We start from the raw sequence: 18,689 nt of genomic DNA on the forward strand, positions 1-18,689 counted from the left end.
ACTAAGGTTGCCATGTTTATAAAAAAGCTCATCTCCTCGTTACTTTTTACATCCATACCTTTTTATTGCTTTGCCGAGCTTCCACAAGACTCCAGAAGAGCTGGTGGGATTGCAGTTATTCCCCTAACTAGCGATATTACTCACGTTACCTTTCAACAAAAGCCAGTTTTAATTAGTCAGGAAGGTCAACAACGTTATGCTGTTGTGGGTATTCCGTTATCTACTCCACTTGGTCGTGTTCAGCTCGACACGAATAAAGCCCCTATTCAAATAGAAGTTAAGTCCTATCCTTATGCGGAGCAACGGATTAAAGTCACTAACCAAGATTATGTGAACCCGAACCAAAGCCAGTTAGACCGCTATGCTCAAGAAGCTAAAGAACAAAATGAGGTGTATAACTCATTTACACAGAGTTCATGGCAAACCCTACCAGCATTTATACGTCCAACATCAGGGAAATTTACCAACTCTTTCGGAAGAAAACGTTTCTTTAATGGTGAAGAACGCGCCCCCCACTCAGGTTTAGATATCCCTGCTCCAGTAGGACAAAAAGTTGTTGCACCCGCAGATGGTGTCGTTATCCAAACCGGATCTTATTTTTTTAATGGTCAAACTGTATTGATTGATCATGGCCAAGGCCTAGTCAGCATGTTCTGCCATTTAAGCGCCATTAAAGTAGAGAAAGGCCAACATATCCATCAAGGAGAAACGCTAGGTTTAGTGGGCAAAACTGGACGTGTAACAGGCCCACATTTGCATTGGGGGATGAGCCTTAATAATGCTCGGGTAGATCCACAGCTTTTTCTAAATACAGCTCGTTAATTTAAAACTTTACGAAAATACTTTGGTGCTTCGATATAACCTTCTCTTAGGTAAAATTGATGTGCCAAAGGTCTTTGCATTCCAGAATGAAGTTCCATTCGATCACATCCCCGCTGCCTTGCTAACCTTTCTGCTTCTTGCACAAGCAAATGTCCTACTCCTTTGCTACGCACATGCTCATCAACACATAGATAGCATATTTTGGCAAAGTCACCTTGTAAGGCAATTTGCGGAATAAAATAAAGAGATAAAAAACCACAAATCGTACCTTTTTCTTCAGCAACCAAAACTTGTGAGTTAGCGTCATTATGTAATATTTCAAATTTTTCTTGAATAAGAGTGAGTGGCTGTGGATAGCCCATCTGTTTCAGTAAATCGCATATTGCTTGAGTATCTTCCAATTTAGCAGCACGAATCTTCACTTCCACCCTTCCTCTTATTTTTTAGTTATTTTTGACAATAAAAAAGCCAACTCTAATGTCAGCTTTTTGTTTATACCTTTCAAAAAAGTGGCTTATTCCGCTTCAATAATTTCGAAGTCATGGGTAATTTCAACACCACCATCAGAAAGCATTTTACTCGCTGAACAATATTTTTCGGCAGACAATTCAACTGCTTTTGCAACCTGTTTTTCTTTCACAGCTTTACCTGTTACCACAAAGTGTAAGTGGATTTTAGTAAAAACAGCTGGAATTGTGTCAGCACGCTCAGCTTTTAAATTACATACAACATTCGTCACATCTTGGCGTGATTTCTTTAAAATGGTCACAATATCAAACGAAGCACACCCACCAAGTCCCATTAATAGCAACTCCATAGGACGTGGACCACGGTTTTCACCACCATACTCAGGTGAGCCGTCCATGATGACACTATGCCCACTATCTGATTTTGCTTCAAAAGCAACATTCTCTAGCCAATGTACACTTGTTTGCATTGCAACTACCTAAAAAAAATTATAAATTTAAGCAGGGTCTGTTGACATTTCATCTATGGATTGCGTTAGAGCTAAAAATTAATCTAAATAGCACGCAAAACCCAGACAATGGCAATCCTTTGTCCAGTTTTGTTACATAGTTTGTGAAATTTCAGCCATAATCTGAGTTGCCATTTAAGCAGCGCAGGCACAGCGCAAGACCATGTTATTTTGTACGTTCCATTGTTAAGATCTATTTATTTAGAATGGTTAAATTTCATAGCTCTTGCTTGGTAACGTCTAAAAGAATTGTCTTATGTCGCAACCATCTGTGAAATGTCAACAGACCCTTGTTTTGTACACTAACATAAAATGAGTTGATAAGGAATTTCATCTCTTCTGTGTAATAATAGCTCATCTCGGGCTTGTGTGAATTGTTTACCCTATTCGGAACATATTAAGCATGACTTCAAATTTTTCACAACTCAGCACAGATGCTTTATCTCCGGGGCAACTACCTGAATCCGTTAAAGCATTGTTAAAACGTGCTCACATCAACAGATATCCAAAACGAACCACAATTGTTGATGCCGGAACAGAGTCGAAATCTTTATATTTAATTTTAAAAGGCTCAGTTTCAATTATTTTACGTGAAGATGACGAACGTGAAATTGTTGTTGCATATTTGAATCCGGGCGACTTTTTTGGGGAAATGGGGCTTTTCGAACCGAACCCTCAACGTACAGCTGAAGTTCGTACTCGTGATGTCTGTGAAATTGCAGAAATTTCCTATGACAACTTCCACGAACTTAGCAAACAATATCCAGACTTAAGCTATGCTGTTTTTGCACAACTTGTTCGTCGTCTAAAAAATACAACTCGTAAAATGACAGATCTTGCATTTATTGATGTGTCTGGACGTATTGCACGTTGTTTAATCGACCTATCTTCACAGCCAGAAGCAATGATTTTGCCAAACGGTCGTCAAATTCGTATTACTCGTCAAGAAATTGGCCGCATTGTGGGATGTTCACGTGAGATGGTTGGCCGTGTACTCAAGACATTAGAAGATCAAGGCATGATCCAGACAGATGGTAAAGCTATTCTTATTTTTGATGTTTCATTAGAAGAGGCACCTTCTTCTGATGAAGACTATGATGATGAAGAATAATATTTATTAAATTTTTAATAAAAAGCAAACTTCGGTTTGCTTTTTTTATATGCAACAATGAGTTAATACACAAAACTTACAAACTATTCTCATTTTATGATTTAAGTTGAATACATATTCTCCGTTAGGCTAACTCAAAATTTCCAAGGATTCCGCTGTATGCAATTTAACCCACTTAGTCGCACAGGCCTCAAACTTCCAGAAATTTGTTTAGGCACCATGACATTTGGTGAGCAAAACTCCCAGCAAGAAGCATTTGAACAACTCAATTATGCTTTGGCACACGGTTTATATTTTTGGGATACGGCAGAGATGTATTCGGTTCCGCCAAAACCTGAAACCTATGGTGCAACTGAGACCATTATTGGCAATTGGTTTGCCCAAAATGGTCAACGTGACAAAGTCTTTCTCGCCTCTAAAATTGCAGGGCCTGGCTTTGGAGGAACACACATCAGAGAAGGCCATACGCGCTTCAACAGCGATCATATTGCCAAAGCCCTAGATGGTTCACTAAAACGTCTCCAAACCGACTATATCGACCTTTACCAGCTTCATTGGCCTGAACGTCATACTAACTTTTTCGGTACGCTAGCTTATGGCAATCCGCAAGCACAAAATGATTACGACACAACGCCTTTAGAAGAAACATTACTTGCTCTACAAGAAGAGATTAACCGAGGACGCATTCGCTATATTGGTTTATCGAATGAAACGCCTTGGGGCACTATGAAGTTTTTACATTTGGCTGAAAAGTTAGGTGTCAGTAAGTTTGTAAGTGTTCAAAATCCATATAGCCTACTCAACCGTACTTATGAAATAGGTCTGTCTGAAATTGCTAAATATGAAGATGTCGGCCTATTAGCTTACTCTCCTCTTGCATTTGGCTACCTCTCTGGCAAGTTTAGAAATGGTGCTCGTCCCGCTAATGCTCGTGTTACATTATTTCCACGTTTTAGCCGCTACAGTAACCCTCAAAGCGAGTGGGCAACTGAACAATATGCGCAACTAGCAGAAAAACATGGGCTAAGCTTAACCCAAATGGCATTAGCATTTATCAAACAACAATTCTTTGTGACCAGTACAATTATTGGTGCTACTAATCTGGACCAACTTAAAGAGAATATTCAGGCATTTGAAATTGAACTGCCTGCTGAAGTCTTACAAGGCATTGAAGCCATTCATATCCAACAGCCCAACCCTGCCCCTTAAATAAAAAACGGATGCTTAAGCATCCGTTTTCTTTACCTATAAAAAAATTTATATCTTATTTACGGCTATTATAAACGGCCATTGCAGCAGGCAAGTTTTGACGCATATCGCTAATACGCTGAGAGTTAGATGGGTGAGTAGACAAGAATGATGATCCACCACCACCTTCAAGCTTATTCATTTTTTCCCAAAGTGTAATCGCTGCATTTGGATTATAACCTGCACGTGCCATTAGCATTAAGCCACCTTGGTCAGCACGGCTTTCCAAGCTACGAGAATATGGTAAACCAACACCTACTTGTGAACCTAGCTGAGCCGCTGCAGTACCAAGTTGGCCGACATTATTGCCTGCATAGCTTAAACCAATACCTAGAGCTAAATCAGTTAAAGCTTGAGCGCCGATTTTACTTTTTGCATGCTCTTCTAAAGCATGCGTCATTTCATGCCCCATAACAGCTGCAATTTCAGCATCTGTCAGGTTCAATTTATTTACAATACCTGTGTAGAACACCACTTTACCACCAGGTGCTACATAAGCATTAATGGTATCTGATTTCAGTACAGCCAACTGCCAGCTAAAAGGCTGACCAGTCTGGTTCATCTGGTTCGCATAAGGCTTTAAACGGTTAAAAACAGCATTAATACGACTATAGGTACTCGAACTTGTATCCAAAGTTCCTTTACCACGCGCTTCCTGCACCATTTTACTAAAACCTTGAGCAGATTGAGCATTTAAAGTCGCGGTATCTGCGCCAGCCATATCCGCTACGGTTGCGCAGCCAGAAATGGTCATTACACTTGCTGCACACAAGCTTAAAAAGAGTTTTTTATTCATAACAAGGATCACCTAAATCGATAAAAAGCTGTTTATTCTTTTGCACTTATTATAAGAAATCCCGCTTACTCTTTGAATGTCTCATTTCTTCATGATCATAGTATTTATGTAACGATCAAGTCGATAAAGTCATCAAATAAATCCAGAAAATCAAACATATTACATTTAAGCCAAGATAGACATAACTTAAAGCCTTAACTTTCTCTTCAAGATTAGGACTTTCTCTTTTCCAGAGTAAATAACTATTTTGTATGAGTACCACAGGAATTAACACACATGCGAACAATACCGACAGACTCATAAAAGCAGTCATGAAGAAATCTTCATGATATTCTTGTCCATAAATCACTAACATCGCCAGTGTAGGTGAACCACCAATAGCGAATAAAAAAGAATAAAAAATTGTTTTCGAAATAGTTGGTTGTAGCTTCATCCTGAGCCCATCATTCCTTATCTATATAGTGTTTTAATCTGAATTGAATAAAACGAAAACTGCACTTTAGTCGGGTATAAAAAAGCCCCCTTTCAGGAGGCCTTTTTAATCTTTGCTAATTAAGCAGAGAATGGATGACGTAAAACAATTGTTTCTGCGCGGTCTGGACCAGTTGAAACGATGTCAATCGGACATTCGATTAATTGTTCAATACGCTTCACATAAGCCAAAGCATTTGCTGGCAATTGTTCGATACTGGTTAAACCAACAGTCGACTCGCTCCAACCAGGCATAGTTTCATAAATTGGTTTCAAGCATTCAAAAGAAACCGCATCAGAAGAACCTACACAGCCTGAATCTGTATTTTCATAGCCCACACAGATTTTCACTTCTTCTAAACCATCTAGAACGTCTAGTTTAGTTAAGCAAATACCAGAAAGTGAGTTTACATCTACAGAACGGCGAAGGATTTCAGCATCAAACCAACCACAACGACGTTGACGACCAGTAGAAGCACCAAACTCATGACCAACTGTACCAAGGTGTTTACCCACTGGATCACCAGCATCAGCAGCTGCATCGTAAACCAATTCAGTTGGGAATGGACCAGCACCTACACGTGTTGTATAAGCTTTAGTAATACCTAATACATAATCAAGATGCAAAGGTCCCATACCTGAACCAGAGCTTACGCCACCAGCAGTTGTATTTGAACTTGTAACATATGGATAAGTACCGTGGTCAATATCTAGAAGTGAGCCTTGAGCTCCTTCAAACATTACAGCTTTACCTTCTTTGCGATAGTCATGCAACACTTTAGTAACATCAACTACTAATGGAGCAAGAACTTCACGCCATTGGTTGCAAAGAGCCAATACATCTTCAAATTTAACAGCTTCTACACCGTAGAACTGAGTTAACTGGAAGTTATGTAACTCAAGCATTTCTTGAAGTTTTTCTTCTAATGCTGCGCCACCACGAACAAGGTCAGCAACACGCACTGCACGGCGAGCTACTTTATCTTCGTAAGCAGGACCAATACCACGACCTGTAGTACCGATTTTAGCATTACCACGTTTCTTTTCACGTGCCTGATCAAGTGCAATGTGGTTAGGCAAAATGAGTGGACAGTTTGGAGAAATACGTAGGCGTTCTTTAACCGGAACTCCTTCCGCTTCCAAAATTCCCATTTCTTCAATTAACGCGGCTGGTGAAAGTACTACACCATTACCAATTAAGCACAATACGTTTTCACGTAAAATACCTGATGGAATGAGGTGCAATACAGTCTTTTTACCACCTACGACAAGAGTATGACCTGCGTTATGTCCGCCTTGATAACGTACTACCGCAGCCGCCTGATCTGTGAGCAGGTCGACGATTTTACCTTTACCTTCGTCGCCCCATTGGGTACCAAGTACCACAACATTTTTGCCCATAATAGCCTCATTACATCATGCTGTTAAAATTGGAAACCACCAGTAAAAATTACCGTTGGCATTTAAATCTTTTCAATATTCCATTGACCATTTTGCGCCACAAGTTGATGGGTCGCGTATGGAATAGAACTTAAATCATCATTACCTAACAATTGAACGACACGTAAACCTTGAGCGCGTGCATTCGAAATTGCTGAGAGTAAATCTTGTTCTGAGCCTTTTGGAGCAACAACAGTTTCGATCTCTGCGAACTGATTTGCACCTAAGGCATATAGATCACAACTGAAGCCAGTAGCAGGACGTGCACGACCGAAGTGCTCACCAATACCATCATAACGGCCACCCTGCGCTAATGGCGCAGCACGGTTTGGTGCATATACCGCATACATTAAGCCAGTGTGATAGTGATAACTACGTAGCTCTACAACATCAATACCGATATTGAGATTTGGCCAACGACCTTTAATTTGCTCAAGTGTCGTTTTAAGTGCATCTAATGCTGACTTAAATTCCGCATCTTGCAAGATACTGGCACTTAAATTTGTCTGTAATGCTTCTAGATCACTAGAATAACGGCCAAGCGCATAGAAATCAGAACCCATATTTAGGTTTTGAGTAAATTCTGCTAACTCTGGTAACGCTTTTCTTTGATAAAGATCAGACAGCTCATGTTCTTCATTTTTTGACAGGCCAGCATACTTTACTAGACTACGGAACAACCCTACATGGCCCAAATCTAAATGAGCGCCTTGTAGAGTATAAATGTTCTCAATCAATCCCAGCATGACATCGACCATTTCGACATCAGCTTCAATGCTGTCATGGCCATATAACTCTGCACCTAATTGCAAAGGTGCACGTGTGGCATTGAAATTTTGTGGTTTAGTATGTAATACAGTCCCTGAATAACAGTAACGTGCAATGCCTTCAACTGGTCTTACATGTGCATCGATACGAGCAACTTGTGGTGTCATATCAGCACGAACACCGAGTAAACGGCCTGAGAGCTGATCAATAACCTTAAAAGTTACTAAATCTAAGTCTTGATTTGATTCTGATAATGAAGACAACGATTCGATGTATTCGATAAATGGTGTATATACCAATTGATAACCTCGCACCGCGAGGAAATCTAAAGCTTCACGGCGAAGTTTTTCAATGACTTGTGCCTGTTCCGGCAATACATCTGCTACCCCGTCAGGCAGCAACCATGTCTCTGAAATGGTCATATTTCAAGCCTAAAATCTGATCAACGTGGAACGACCCCACATAAAAAAATCGGGAACACACCCGATTTCTCTTAGTGTAGCATGATACTTTCTGCCATGCACCTGACAATTTGCATAAATCTTTCTTAATAAACTCTAAAGTCAAAAAGAAGATTTAAACAATTAATAATAATATTCAAGATCTTACTCTGCTTTACTTATATCATAGTCAAAAGTTCTTCGACCAAAGAATGGGCCAATATCTGAACTATCGCCTTGTTTGCAATTAACCGACCTTGACTGTTGAATAGCTTTCTTAAGTTATTTTAAATTTAGAAAGAATCACACAAATCTAATAATCTATTTGCATAGCCCCATTCATTATCGTACCAAGCGAATACTTTCGCTTGATGCCCAACGACCATAGTCTGAGTTAAATCAACAATGAGTGAATAAGGTGAATGGTTAAAATCACTAGAAACTAATGGCTCATCTGTTACTGCCATAATTTCTGCATAGTCTGTTTGAGATGCTTTAATCAATAATTCATTAATATGATGCACAGTAATTGGAGATTGCGCGATAAAAGTTAAGTCAATTGCAGCTACATTTATGGTAGGTACGCGAATTGAATAACCATCAATGCGGTCTTCCATTTTAGGCATAACACGTTTTAATGCACCGAGTGCGCTAGACGTGGTTGGGATAATATTTTGTCCAGATGCTCTAGCACGACGTAAATCACGATGCGCATGATCCAGCACAGATTGATCTGCCGTTACTGCATGAATTTCGGTCATAAGCGCTGTTTCAATACCAAAAGCATCATCAATGATTTTTACCAATGGAACCAAAGCCTGCGTAGTACATGAAACGCTTGATATAATCTGATCTGTTACTTTGACTTCATGATGATTAACACCATAAACAATGGCTGCATCGACATGGTCAAAAGGCGCTGCCCCAATGATGACCCGCTTCGCCCCTGCTTGTAGATGACGCGTTGCATCAGCGTGAGAACGAAACAGTCCTGTACACTCAAGCACCACATCAATATCTAAACTAGACCATGGTAAAAGTTCAGGTTGTTTCTGCTTTAAAACCTCAACTTTTAGCTTTCGTTGATTTGACTGAATATTCAAAAAAACTTTTTCATTTTCAATAAATATTTCAACATTTCCATTGAAGCGGCCATGTGTTGAGTCATATTTAAATAAATGCACTAATGTCTGGACATCTGCTATGTCGTTAATCGCCACGATTTCAAATTGAAATTGTTTTGGGCTCTCAAACCAAGCACGTAAAACATTACGTCCAATTCGGCCAAACCCATTAATGGCGATACGTTGCATGACCTATCCTTATCTACAAAACTACAGGCTAAAGAAGGCATATAGTAAAGCACGTCACGCCCAGTTGAATATAGATTTTTAGCCAAATCACAGTTTTGTAAGATATTCCTTTTAAAATCGTTGGTTCGGTGGGGTTTTTCCGCTACAATTTAGCGTTTTTAAAAAATAAGCCCCGTATCACATGCTAAGGTTTGGCATAAAACAAACGAGCATTGATGATACATTTAGCCAAATTCGAAAATATGGAGTGACTTGGTTGTGAGTACTCGTTTAATGACATCTGCTGAAATTCGTGAAGCATTTTTGCGCTATTTTGAGACGCAAGGGCATACACGTGTCGCGTCGAGTTCTCTTGTTCCTGCCAACGACCCAACTTTATTATTTACAAATGCTGGGATGAACCAGTTTAAAGACTGCTTCTTAGGTCTTGAAAAACGTGACTATATACGTGCAACTTCATCACAAAAATGTGTACGTGCTGGTGGTAAACATAACGACTTAGACAATGTTGGTTATACTGCTCGTCACCATACGTTCTTTGAAATGTTAGGTAATTTCTCATTTGGTGATTATTTCAAACGTGATGCACTTAAATTCGCTTGGGAATTTTTGACTAGCGATGAATGGCTAGCTCTCCCTAAAGACCGTTTATATGCGACCGTTTATCACACCGATGATGAAGCTTATGACATCTGGAATAAAGAAATCGGTTTAGCGCCTGAACGTATTATCCGTATTGGTGATAATAAAGGCGAAAAATACGCATCTGATAACTTCTGGGCAATGGGTGACACAGGTCCATGTGGTCCATGTTCTGAAATTTTCTTTGACCATGGCGATCACATTTGGGGTGGCTTACCGGGCACACCTGAAGAAGATGGCGACCGTTTCATTGAAATCTGGAACAACGTTTTCATGCAGTTCAACCGTACTGCTGATGGCGTACTTCACCCTCTCCCTGCTCCATCTGTTGATACAGGTATGGGCTTAGAGCGTATCTCTGCTGTATTGCAACATGTTAATTCAAACTATGACATTGACCTGTTCCAACACTTATTAAAAGCTGCTGCAAACATTATTGGTATCGAAGATGAAGGCCAACCTTCTTTACGTGTTGTTGCCGACCATGCTCGTTCATGCTGTTTCCTAATTGCTGATGGTGTAAATCCAAGCAATGAAGGACGTGGTTATGTACTACGCCGTATTATCCGCCGCGCTGTGCGTCATGGTAATAAGCTTGGTGCAACTGGTACGTTCTTCTACAAAATGTTGCAACCTTTAATCGAAGTTATGGGTGAGGCTTATCCTGAGCTCGCAGCTCGTAAAGATGTGATTGAAGCAACTTTAGTTCGTGAAGAAGAACAGTTTGCTAAAACACTTGAGCAAGGTTTAAAACTACTTGAAGGTGAACTTGCTCAATTAAAAGATAAGACTATTCCTGGTGCGACAGTCTTCAAACTTTACGACACTTACGGCTTCCCAACAGACTTAACTGCTGATATTGCACGTGAACGTGACTTTATTATTGACGAAGCTGGTTTTGAAGTAGAAATGGCTGCTCAGCGTCAACGTGCTCGTGATGCTGGTAAATTCGCTATTGACTATAACAGCATTGTACAAGTTGAAGGCGAAACCCAGTTTGACGGTTACATCAACACCACTGGTCAAGGCCAAATTGTAGCAATCTATAAAGATGGCGTACAAGTTGATGAAGTTTCTGAAGGTGATGAAGCACTTATCGTTTTAAACCAAACTCCTTTCTATGCAGAAAGTGGTGGTCAGATTGGTGACACAGGTATCTTCAAAAACGAAACTGGTATTTTTGAAGTTCAAGATACCAAAAAGTCAGGCGGTGCCTTTGTCCATCAAGGTATTGTGACTGTTGGTAACCTTAAAGCTGATCAAAACGTTGAAGCGATTGTTAAAGCAGATATCCGTGATGCAACAGCTCGCAACCACTCGGCAACTCACCTATTACATGCTGCTCTACGTCAAATCTTAGGTTCACACGTACAACAAAAAGGCTCTTTAGTTGCAAGTGATATCTTACGTTTTGACTTTGCTAATGACCAACCTGTAACTTTTGAACAGTTACAACAGGTTGAGCGTTTAGTGAATGCAGAAATTATTGCAAATACTGCAGTAACGACTGAACTCCTTGACATCGAAGCGGCAAAAGCTAAAGGTGCCATGATGCTGTTCGGTGAAAAATACGGTAACGAAGTTCGTGTTCTCGCTATGGGTTCAGTGATTGATGAGAAAAACTTCTCGATTGAACTTTGTGGTGGTATTCACGTTAAGCGTACAGGTGATATTGGTTTATTTAAAATCACTTCTGAAGGCGGTGTAGCTGCTGGCGTACGTCGTATTGAAGCAGTTACGGGTACTAAAGCATTAGATGTAGTACAAAAAACTGATTCAGATATCCAGCACATTAATGGCTTATTAAAAGCACAGAAAGACCAAACTGTTGAGCGTGTACAGGCTAATGTAGAACTTGTTTCTACATTACAAAAGCAGATTGAACAGCTCAATCAGAAATTGGCAAACTTCCAAGCGTCAGAATTGATTGATCAGGTACAAACGATTTCTGGTCGTCAAACGCTTATTACCACTGTTCAAGGTGTAGACGCGAAATCACTTCGCAACTTACATGACAGTGTTAAATCAAAATTAGAGAATGCAGTTATTGTGTTAGCTGGCGTAGAGGGTGACAAAGTTAGCCTACTTGCTTCAGTTGCATCACAATACACTGCAAATCTAAAAGCAGGTGACATCATCAAGCATCTAGCAACTGAGTTAGGTGGTAAAGGTGGTGGTAAACCTGACTTAGCACAAGGTGGCGCGCCACTTAACGAGAAGTTTGGACAAGTTATTGCTGCATTACCTGCATGGCTTGAACAAAAATAAGACTTCACTTTTTGTGTAACTGACCCTGAAAAGCCTCTCAGGGTCATGGCTTATATGGAAAAACTATGGCATTAATCGTTCAAAAATATGGCGGTACTTCTATGGGTACCCCCGAGCGCATTTTAAATGTTGCTCGTCGTGTTAAGCGTTGGCATGATCACGGTCACAAGGTTGTTGTGGTCGTATCTGCAATGAGTGGTGAAACAAACCGCTTACTTGCTCTCGCTAAAGCCATTACCGAAACACCTGACCCACGCGAGTTAGACCAAATGGTTTCAACCGGTGAACAGGTGACGATTTCCATGTTAGCTATGGCACTTAATTCGATTGGTGTGGAAGCTAAATCCTATACCGGACGTCAAGTCGGTATTAAAACTGACAGTGCATTTACCAAGGCGCGTATCGAGTCTATTGATACAGATGTCATGACCAATGACCTAGATGCAGGCCGTGTTATTGTTGTTGCAGGTTTCCAAGGCTTTGACGCTAACGGAAATATCACAACGCTAGGCCGCGGTGGTTCAGATACTTCTGGTGTTGCTCTTGCTGCTGCTCTAAAAGCAGATGAATGCCAAATTTACACTGATGTAGATGGCGTTTACACCACTGACCCGCGTGTTGCTCCTAAAGCCAAAAAAATCGACCGTATTTCTTTTGAAGAAATGCTAGAAATGGCTTCACTAGGTTCAAAAGTTTTACAAATTCGCTCAGTAGAATTTGCCGGAAAATATCAAGTTCCTTTACGTGTATTATCAAGTTTTGATAATGATAATGACGGCGTGTTTGACGAAGAATTTAAAGAAAATGTAGGTACACTCATTACGACTGAGGCGGAAGATACTATGGAACAGCCAATTATTGCAGGTATTGCTTTTAACCGTGACGAAGCAAAATTAACGATTTTAGGTGTACCTGATGAACCAGGTATTGCTTCTAAAATTTTATCACCAGTAAGTGATGCTAATATCGAAGTCGACATGATAGTGCAAAATGTTGAAGAAGATGGCACAACAGATTTCACTTTCACTGTAAACCGTGTTGATTTAGCAAAAGCTGAAAAAATCTTAAATGAAACTGCCAAAAATATTGGTGCACGTGAAGTTTCAACACGTGATGACATCGTTAAAGTGTCTATCGTAGGTGTAGGTATGCGTTCACATGCAGGGGTCGCGAGCAAGATGTTCACTGCCCTAGCTGACGAAGGCATCAACATTCTTATGATTTCAACTTCTGAAATTAAAGTTTCTGTCATTATTGATGAGAAATATCTTGAACTTGCTGTTCGTTGTCTACATACCGCTTTTGGTTTAGATCGTGAACATGGTGAAAGCAGCGCCCGCGCTTAATTTTACCAAACGGTCAATAATTCATTAAAAAATGTTTACTTGTCCGACAATAATCAAAGAAAACACAGAGCCGCTATAGTTTTTTTTATAGCGGCTCTGTTATATTAAACGGAAAGTTTTTTGGCAGTGATTATCAAAATATGACTTTGTTCTCATATTTCTGTTAGAATCTGACTGAAAACTGAGGTTGAGCTTTTATTTGGGTACCAATATTGCAGTTTTAAGCGTTTAGCAAGGAGATAAACATGCTGATTCTGACCCGCCGTGTCGGGGAAACATTAATGATTGGGGATCAAGTCAGTGTTACTGTGCTTGGCGTCAAAGGAAACCAGGTTCGTATTGGTGTGAATGCACCAAAAGAGGTTTCTGTTCATCGCGAAGAAATTTATCAACGTATTCAACATGAACGTGCAATGCATGAACATCTTCAGCATCTTGATCAAGATTATCAAGTTTCTTTTGAAGATGATAATTATGCACAGAAAAACTTCAATCGTTAATATGAAGTTATTCTCTCCCTAATTAAAGCGACTTTCTAGTCGCTTTAAATTTTTTAGGACTTTGTATTTATAGGCCTAGAGCACGTTTAACAGGAGCATAGCTGCGACGGTGCTGATCGATTACCCCATGCGCTGCAATCGCTTCAAAATGCGCTTTAGTTGGATATCCTTTATGTTTGGCAAAACCAAATAATGGATATTGCTGATCTAATTCTGCCATTTGTCGGTCACGCGTAACCTTTGCCAGAATACTCGCTGCACTGATCTCAGGGTGACTCGCATCTCCACCAACAATAGCTTCACAAGGAATAATGATTCCTTTTGGAATTTGATTACCATCTACAATCACTTTTTGTGGTTGAGCTTTTAAACCATCAACTGCGCGCTGCATGGCCAAAAAAGTCGCTTGTAAAATATTTAATTCATCAATTTCAGCGTGCGTTGCTTCTGCAATTGACCAAGCTAAGGCTTTTTCTTGTATTTCAATAAACAACTTTTCACGTTTCTTTTCAGTTAATTTTTTAGAATCATTTAATCCCTCAATTGGATTATTCGGATCTAAAATAACAGCCGCTGCCACAACGGAACCTACTAATGGGCCACGTCCCGCCTCATCTACACCAGCAATAAACATTTACTCTTCACCTTTAAACAAAAGAGGCTGATCAATAGTAATCAGCCTTCTTTAATACAAAAAACATTAATTACTTTTGTAAAGCTTCTGCCACACACTCATTTACAGTTTTTGAAACTACTTGGTTTACAATTGTAGCACGTGCATTTACATCAAATGCAGCCGCTGCCAATTCTACTGCCGTTACACTATTTGGTGCTTTTTCGCTCACACAACCACAAACATTAGTTTGAATGCTATCACGTTGCTCAGCAGTCATAAGCTTTGTTGCTGTTTTCCAAGCGGCAACATTATTAATTTCTGTAATACATTTCGCATTTACAGCAACTTTTAATGCAGCAACACCCAACTGCTGAGTTGTTGTTTGTGCAGAAGTAGCGCCTGTACCCGTACCTGTAGTCGTTGCACACGCTGTTAAAGCTAAAACAACTGGCGCTAGAGCGAGCATCAATTTTTTCATCATTTTTTCCTTTGATTGAACGTTGGCAGCGCGTATTGTGCCTAAACTCGACTTTAGAAGAAACAAATAATTTGATGCATTTATGCAATCTTTTTCCCCAACAAAATCCAGCTCATCAAATGCATTTTTCCTTAAACGTTCTGTTTTTAGCACGCTCTGTTACATTTAAAACATTTCTCAAAATCAGTGCTTTCCCATAAAATTGAAAATCAAAGCGACAAAAAAATAGGTTTTTTATGCCTGCTGTTTCATCTCAGTATTACACCCGTACCGCACAAATCCTGCATTGGGTGATGGCAATCATTTTCATCGCAGCATGGGCTATTGGTTTCTATAGTGGAAATTTTTTAAGTTATGACGTTGATGGCCCCTTTAAAGGCGATGTCATTACGCTGCACAAAAATATTGCAACCACCATTATCTTTTTGGTGATTATCCGGATTTTATGGCGCTATACACATCCAGCTCCAAAATTACCTGACACCATGTCTCCAATGATGAAAACTTTGGCACACGTTGGTCATCTATTGCTTTATGTGATTTTGGTGGCTTTACCTGTCACGGGTTGTTTATTTAGCTGGAGCGCTGGTCACCCTGCCCCTGTTTTATATTTATTTGAAATTCCGCGTTTAGTACAAGATAACCCAGAGCTTTTAGCTGTTGTTAAACCTTTGCATGTTTATATTTCTTGGTTTGCTGGCTTGCTGATTGTTGGGCATGTACTAGCAGCTTTAAAACATCACTTTGTTGATAAAGACAACATTTTAAATAGCATGACTAAACAGCCTAAATAAAACGTATGTATAAAAAAACCGCCTGAGATAGGCGGTTTTTTTATTTAGATTTTTTGGATTTCTGCAATCCACTTTTGTTTTTCTTCATCTGAAATGAAAGAGGCTTCAAAAGAGTTAATTGCGAGTTGCTTCAACTCGTCATTGTTTAAGTCTAAAGCTTGTTGGATGGCAAAGAAATTATCATTCATATATCCACCGAAATATGAAGGATCATCTGAGTTAACCGTCACGTGTACGCCTTTTTGCAATAGACGACGGATATTATGATCTTTCATATCCTTAACAACACATAGCTTTAAGTTACTTAAAGGACAAACTGTTAAAGGCATTTTTTCGTTAATTAAACGCACCATTAATTGTTCGTCTTCTTCAGAACGTACACCATGATCAATACGGTTCACTTTGAGTAGATCTAAAGCTTCCCATACATATTCAGGTGGACCTTCTTCACCAGCGTGAGCAACGATTAAGAAACCTTCTTCACGTGCTTTAGCAAAAACACGTTCAAATTTAGCTGGCGGATGCCCTACTTCACTTGAATCGAGGCCTACAGCAATAATGTCTTGTTTAAATGGCAAAGCCTGTTCAAGTGTTTCAAATGCAGCTTCTTCACTTAAATGACGTAAGAAACACATAATCAGTTGAGAGCTGATACCAAACTTAGCTTTAGCATCTGCACAAGCACGCTTTAAACCGCTAATCACTGTTGAGAACGCAACACCACGATCAGTGTGGGTTTGCGGGTCAAAGAACATTTCTGTATGAACGACATGATCTTCGGCACATTTCTCAAAATAAGCCCATGCTAAATCATAAAAGTCTTGTTCATGTACAAGAACATTCGCACCAGCATAGTAAATATCTAGAAATGATTGAAGATTATGAAAGTTATAAGCTTGCTTTACTTCTTCAACAGATTTGTAAGGAATCTGAATCTGATTGCGCTGGGCAATTGCAAACATTAATTCAGGTTCAAAAGTCCCTTCAATATGTACATGCAATTCGGCTTTTGGTAAGGCACGAATCAGCTCGACTTGATTCATATTAACTCCACATCTAAAGAAAAAAGGGTGTGGTAAAAATCACACCCTTCTATAATTTTCTTCTTACTAGAAACTATGACTAAGATAGCTCAAGAAGAAAATTATAAAAAATCATATTAACCGCCAAACGCGATAAATTTAAATACCCAAAGTGCAGCAATAATCCATACCATATACGGTACAGTTTTTGCCTTACCCGTGAATAATTTAACTAATGCATAGCTAATAAAGCCCATTGCAATACCATCAGCAATTGAATAGGTAAATGGCATAAATACAATAGTTAAAAAGGCTGGAACAGCTTCCGTAATATCATCCCAATCGATATGAGTGATACCTTGAATCATCAACACACCAATGAACAATAAAGCTGGCGCCGTTGCAAAACCTGGTACAGATTGAGCAAGAGGTGCTAAAAATAAACAGCAGATAAATAGGACAGCAACTACAACAGCAGTTAAACCAGTACGTCCACCCGCTGCTACACCTGAAGCTGATTCAATATATGGTGTAGTTGAAGATGTACCTAATGCAGCACCAGCAACAATTGCAGTAGAGTCTGCAAATAATGCTTTCTTCAAACGAGGTAATTTACCGTCTTTTAAAAGACCGGCACGGTGTGAAACACCAACCAAAGTACCTGTACTATCAAACAAGTCGACAATAAAGAATACGAAGATGACACCGACCATACTTGCAGTAAATAGACCTTTAAAGTCCATTTGCATGAACGTTGGCGCAATTGAAGGGATTTGACCCACTACACCTTTAAATTCATTTAGACCTAAAGCAGTAGCAATTGCAGTAACCACCAAAATACTAATAATGATTGCACCACGAATTTTTAATTGGTGTAAAACCACAATCATTAAAAATCCAAATAATGCTAATAGTACTGTAGGTTGTTTGATATCCCCTAAGCCAACTAATGTCGCTTGATTATCAACAATGATGCCTGCATTTTTTAGTGCAATCAGTGCTAGGAATAAACCAATACCGCCACCAATCGCAAACTTAAGTGACATCGGAATCGCATTTACAATCGCTTCACGAATTTTAAAGAAGCTAATTGCAAGGAAGACAAGACCTGAAACAAAAACAGCTGCTAAAGCTGTTTGCCATGGCACGCCCATACCCATACAAACTGAATAGGTAAAATAAGCATTTAAACCCATACCAGGGGCCAGTGCGATTGGATAATTAGCAATGATCCCCATCACTAAACAGCCGATTGCTGCTGCCAAACAGGTCGCAACAAATACGGCGCCATGATCCATGCCGGTTTCAGATAAAATGAGTGGATTGACAATAATGATGTAACACATCGTTAGAAATGTAGTTACACCAGCAAGAACTTCAGTTCGGAAAGTGGTTTTATTGTCGCTTAACTTAAATAAACGCTCTAACCAGCCTGCCGAAGAATTGGGCGCCGCCATAAGTAGCCTCTATGCAAAATCTGAACTGTGGAATATTTACGTCTATGTAGGTCGCTGAACAATATTGTTTTTCTGTTCAGCCCTATAAACAAGAATCTCAAACTTATGAAGCAACAAATATGCCACTCATTTGGTTTCTAGTTCGTACATAGGAAATAGTCACAGCCCCTCTTGAAACACA

18 protein-coding genes and 1 pseudogene are annotated in these 18,689 nt (G+C 39.6%); 7 read left to right on the plus strand and 12 right to left on the minus strand.

Going from position 1 to position 18,689, the window contains the following annotated elements; all coding sequences use genetic code 11:
- The first annotated feature begins 12 nt into the window (after window positions 1–12).
- Window positions 13–822, plus strand: coding sequence for a M23 family metallopeptidase (locus tag MMY79_RS13445; protein WP_252609331.1), 810 nt, complete (start codon window positions 13–15; stop codon window positions 820–822).
- Here the strand turns inward: MMY79_RS13445 and MMY79_RS13450 are convergent.
- The 3 genes and pseudogenes from MMY79_RS13450 to MMY79_RS13460 form a co-directional block, all read right to left on the minus strand.
- Complete coding sequence (locus MMY79_RS13450; RefSeq protein ID WP_252609333.1) at window positions 819–1,244, minus strand: GNAT family N-acetyltransferase; 426 nt, start codon at window positions 1,242–1,244, stop codon at window positions 819–821. The two genes, MMY79_RS13445 and MMY79_RS13450, sit on opposite strands and share 4 nt — an antisense overlap.
- Before the next feature lie 92 nt (window positions 1,245–1,336).
- On the minus strand, window positions 1,337–1,759 hold the full coding sequence (locus MMY79_RS13455) for an OsmC family protein (protein ID WP_005041936.1): 423 nt from the start codon (window positions 1,757–1,759) through the stop codon (window positions 1,337–1,339).
- Between the two features lie 135 nt (window positions 1,760–1,894).
- A pseudogene (locus MMY79_RS13460) lies at window positions 1,895–1,957 on the minus strand (hypothetical protein); the annotation flags it as partial.
- A 244-nt stretch (window positions 1,958–2,201) separates the two neighbouring features.
- On the opposite strand from MMY79_RS13460, the gene crp reads away from it, so the two are divergent.
- Window positions 2,202–2,909, plus strand: coding sequence for a cAMP-activated global transcriptional regulator CRP (gene crp, locus MMY79_RS13465; protein WP_252609340.1), 708 nt, complete (start codon window positions 2,202–2,204; stop codon window positions 2,907–2,909).
- Window positions 2,910–3,068: 159 nt separating this feature from the next.
- The gene (locus tag MMY79_RS13470) at window positions 3,069–4,118 is read left to right on the plus strand and encodes an NADP(H)-dependent aldo-keto reductase (RefSeq protein WP_252609342.1); all 1,050 of its coding nucleotides are present in this window, start codon (window positions 3,069–3,071) and stop codon (window positions 4,116–4,118) included.
- A gap of 55 nt (window positions 4,119–4,173) precedes the next feature.
- Here MMY79_RS13470 and MMY79_RS13475 read toward each other — a convergent pair whose 3' ends face one another.
- The 5 genes from MMY79_RS13475 to gap all read right to left on the minus strand — a co-directional run bounded on the left by MMY79_RS13475 (window position 4,174) and on the right by gap (window position 9,385).
- Window positions 4,174–4,953, minus strand: a complete 780-nt coding sequence (locus MMY79_RS13475) for a M48 family metallopeptidase (protein WP_252609344.1) — start codon at window positions 4,951–4,953, stop codon at window positions 4,174–4,176.
- 115 nt (window positions 4,954–5,068) lie between these two features.
- On the minus strand, window positions 5,069–5,386 hold the full coding sequence (locus MMY79_RS13480; protein ID WP_252609346.1) for a hypothetical protein: 318 nt from the start codon (window positions 5,384–5,386) through the stop codon (window positions 5,069–5,071).
- Between the two features lie 119 nt (window positions 5,387–5,505).
- Entirely contained in the window at window positions 5,506–6,825 is a 1,320-nt protein-coding gene (locus tag MMY79_RS13485; RefSeq protein ID WP_016138789.1) for an adenylosuccinate synthase, read from the minus strand.
- 62 nt (window positions 6,826–6,887) lie between these two features.
- Window positions 6,888–8,054 (minus strand): ATP phosphoribosyltransferase regulatory subunit, encoded by a 1,167-nt coding sequence (locus tag MMY79_RS13490; RefSeq protein WP_252609347.1) that lies wholly within the window; start codon window positions 8,052–8,054, stop codon window positions 6,888–6,890.
- 311 nt (window positions 8,055–8,365) lie between these two features.
- Window positions 8,366–9,385, minus strand: coding sequence for a type I glyceraldehyde-3-phosphate dehydrogenase (gap, locus tag MMY79_RS13495; protein ID WP_252609349.1), 1,020 nt, complete (start codon window positions 9,383–9,385; stop codon window positions 8,366–8,368).
- 273 nt (window positions 9,386–9,658) lie between these two features.
- On the opposite strand from gap, the gene alaS reads away from it, so the two are divergent.
- The 3 genes from alaS (at window position 9,659) to csrA (ending at window position 14,141) form a co-directional block, all read left to right on the plus strand.
- The gene (gene alaS / locus MMY79_RS13500) at window positions 9,659–12,295 is read left to right on the plus strand and encodes an alanine--tRNA ligase (RefSeq protein WP_252613528.1); all 2,637 of its coding nucleotides are present in this window, start codon (window positions 9,659–9,661) and stop codon (window positions 12,293–12,295) included.
- A 65-nt stretch (window positions 12,296–12,360) separates the two neighbouring features.
- Complete coding sequence (locus MMY79_RS13505) at window positions 12,361–13,641, plus strand: aspartate kinase (protein ID WP_016138794.1); 1,281 nt, start codon at window positions 12,361–12,363, stop codon at window positions 13,639–13,641.
- Window positions 13,642–13,886: 245 nt separating this feature from the next.
- The gene (gene csrA / locus MMY79_RS13510) at window positions 13,887–14,141 is read left to right on the plus strand and encodes a carbon storage regulator CsrA (RefSeq protein ID WP_004793773.1); all 255 of its coding nucleotides are present in this window, start codon (window positions 13,887–13,889) and stop codon (window positions 14,139–14,141) included.
- Between the two features lie 67 nt (window positions 14,142–14,208).
- On the opposite strand, the gene rnhB is transcribed toward csrA, so the two are convergent.
- Window positions 14,209–14,775, minus strand: a complete 567-nt coding sequence (rnhB, locus tag MMY79_RS13515; RefSeq protein ID WP_004793774.1) for a ribonuclease HII — start codon at window positions 14,773–14,775, stop codon at window positions 14,209–14,211.
- Window positions 14,776–14,845: 70 nt separating this feature from the next.
- Complete coding sequence (locus MMY79_RS13520; RefSeq protein ID WP_004793775.1) at window positions 14,846–15,235, minus strand: hypothetical protein; 390 nt, start codon at window positions 15,233–15,235, stop codon at window positions 14,846–14,848.
- Window positions 15,236–15,471: 236 nt separating this feature from the next.
- On the opposite strand from MMY79_RS13520, the gene MMY79_RS13525 reads away from it, so the two are divergent.
- Complete coding sequence (locus tag MMY79_RS13525; protein WP_005299282.1) at window positions 15,472–16,029, plus strand: cytochrome b; 558 nt, start codon at window positions 15,472–15,474, stop codon at window positions 16,027–16,029.
- A gap of 44 nt (window positions 16,030–16,073) precedes the next feature.
- Here MMY79_RS13525 and MMY79_RS13530 read toward each other — a convergent pair whose 3' ends face one another.
- Together MMY79_RS13530 and MMY79_RS13535 are read right to left on the minus strand one after the other, a co-directional pair.
- Window positions 16,074–17,072: an adenosine deaminase gene (locus MMY79_RS13530; RefSeq protein ID WP_252609351.1), complete on the minus strand. Its 999-nt coding sequence runs from the start codon at window positions 17,070–17,072 to the stop codon at window positions 16,074–16,076.
- 116 nt (window positions 17,073–17,188) lie between these two features.
- On the minus strand, window positions 17,189–18,508 hold the full coding sequence (locus tag MMY79_RS13535; protein WP_252609353.1) for an NCS2 family permease: 1,320 nt from the start codon (window positions 18,506–18,508) through the stop codon (window positions 17,189–17,191).
- Window positions 18,509–18,689: the final 181 nt, after the last annotated feature.

Source organism: Acinetobacter sp. XS-4 (assembly GCF_023920705.1).
Classification (GTDB): domain Bacteria; phylum Pseudomonadota; class Gammaproteobacteria; order Pseudomonadales; family Moraxellaceae; genus Acinetobacter.

Excerpts from the sequence above, each read along its gene's own strand:
- MMY79_RS13485 (WP_016138789.1), bottom strand. The coding sequence starts at position 6,825 with ATGGGCAAAAATGTTGTGGTACTTGGTACCCAATGGGGCGACGAAGGT.
- MMY79_RS13490 (WP_252609347.1), bottom strand. The coding sequence starts at position 8,054 with ATGACCATTTCAGAGACATGGTTGCTGCCTGACGGGGTAGCAGATGTA.
- MMY79_RS13525 (WP_005299282.1), top strand. The coding sequence starts at position 15,472 with ATGCCTGCTGTTTCATCTCAGTATTACACCCGTACCGCACAAATCCTG.
- MMY79_RS13520 (WP_004793775.1), bottom strand. The coding sequence starts at position 15,235 with ATGAAAAAATTGATGCTCGCTCTAGCGCCAGTTGTTTTAGCTTTAACA.
- MMY79_RS13445 (WP_252609331.1), top strand. The coding sequence starts at position 13 with ATGTTTATAAAAAAGCTCATCTCCTCGTTACTTTTTACATCCATACCT.
- MMY79_RS13480 (WP_252609346.1), bottom strand. The coding sequence starts at position 5,386 with ATGAAGCTACAACCAACTATTTCGAAAACAATTTTTTATTCTTTTTTA.
- MMY79_RS13535 (WP_252609353.1), bottom strand. The coding sequence starts at position 18,508 with ATGGCGGCGCCCAATTCTTCGGCAGGCTGGTTAGAGCGTTTATTTAAG.
- csrA (WP_004793773.1), top strand. The coding sequence starts at position 13,887 with ATGCTGATTCTGACCCGCCGTGTCGGGGAAACATTAATGATTGGGGAT.
- alaS (WP_252613528.1), top strand. The coding sequence starts at position 9,659 with ATGACATCTGCTGAAATTCGTGAAGCATTTTTGCGCTATTTTGAGACG.
- MMY79_RS13455 (WP_005041936.1), bottom strand. The coding sequence starts at position 1,759 with ATGCAAACAAGTGTACATTGGCTAGAGAATGTTGCTTTTGAAGCAAAA.
- rnhB (WP_004793774.1), bottom strand. The coding sequence starts at position 14,775 with ATGTTTATTGCTGGTGTAGATGAGGCGGGACGTGGCCCATTAGTAGGT.
- crp (WP_252609340.1), top strand. The coding sequence starts at position 2,202 with ATGACTTCAAATTTTTCACAACTCAGCACAGATGCTTTATCTCCGGGG.
- MMY79_RS13470 (WP_252609342.1), top strand. The coding sequence starts at position 3,069 with ATGCAATTTAACCCACTTAGTCGCACAGGCCTCAAACTTCCAGAAATT.
- gap (WP_252609349.1), bottom strand. The coding sequence starts at position 9,385 with ATGCAACGTATCGCCATTAATGGGTTTGGCCGAATTGGACGTAATGTT.
- MMY79_RS13475 (WP_252609344.1), bottom strand. The coding sequence starts at position 4,953 with ATGAATAAAAAACTCTTTTTAAGCTTGTGTGCAGCAAGTGTAATGACC.
- MMY79_RS13505 (WP_016138794.1), top strand. The coding sequence starts at position 12,361 with ATGGCATTAATCGTTCAAAAATATGGCGGTACTTCTATGGGTACCCCC.
- MMY79_RS13530 (WP_252609351.1), bottom strand. The coding sequence starts at position 17,072 with ATGAATCAAGTCGAGCTGATTCGTGCCTTACCAAAAGCCGAATTGCAT.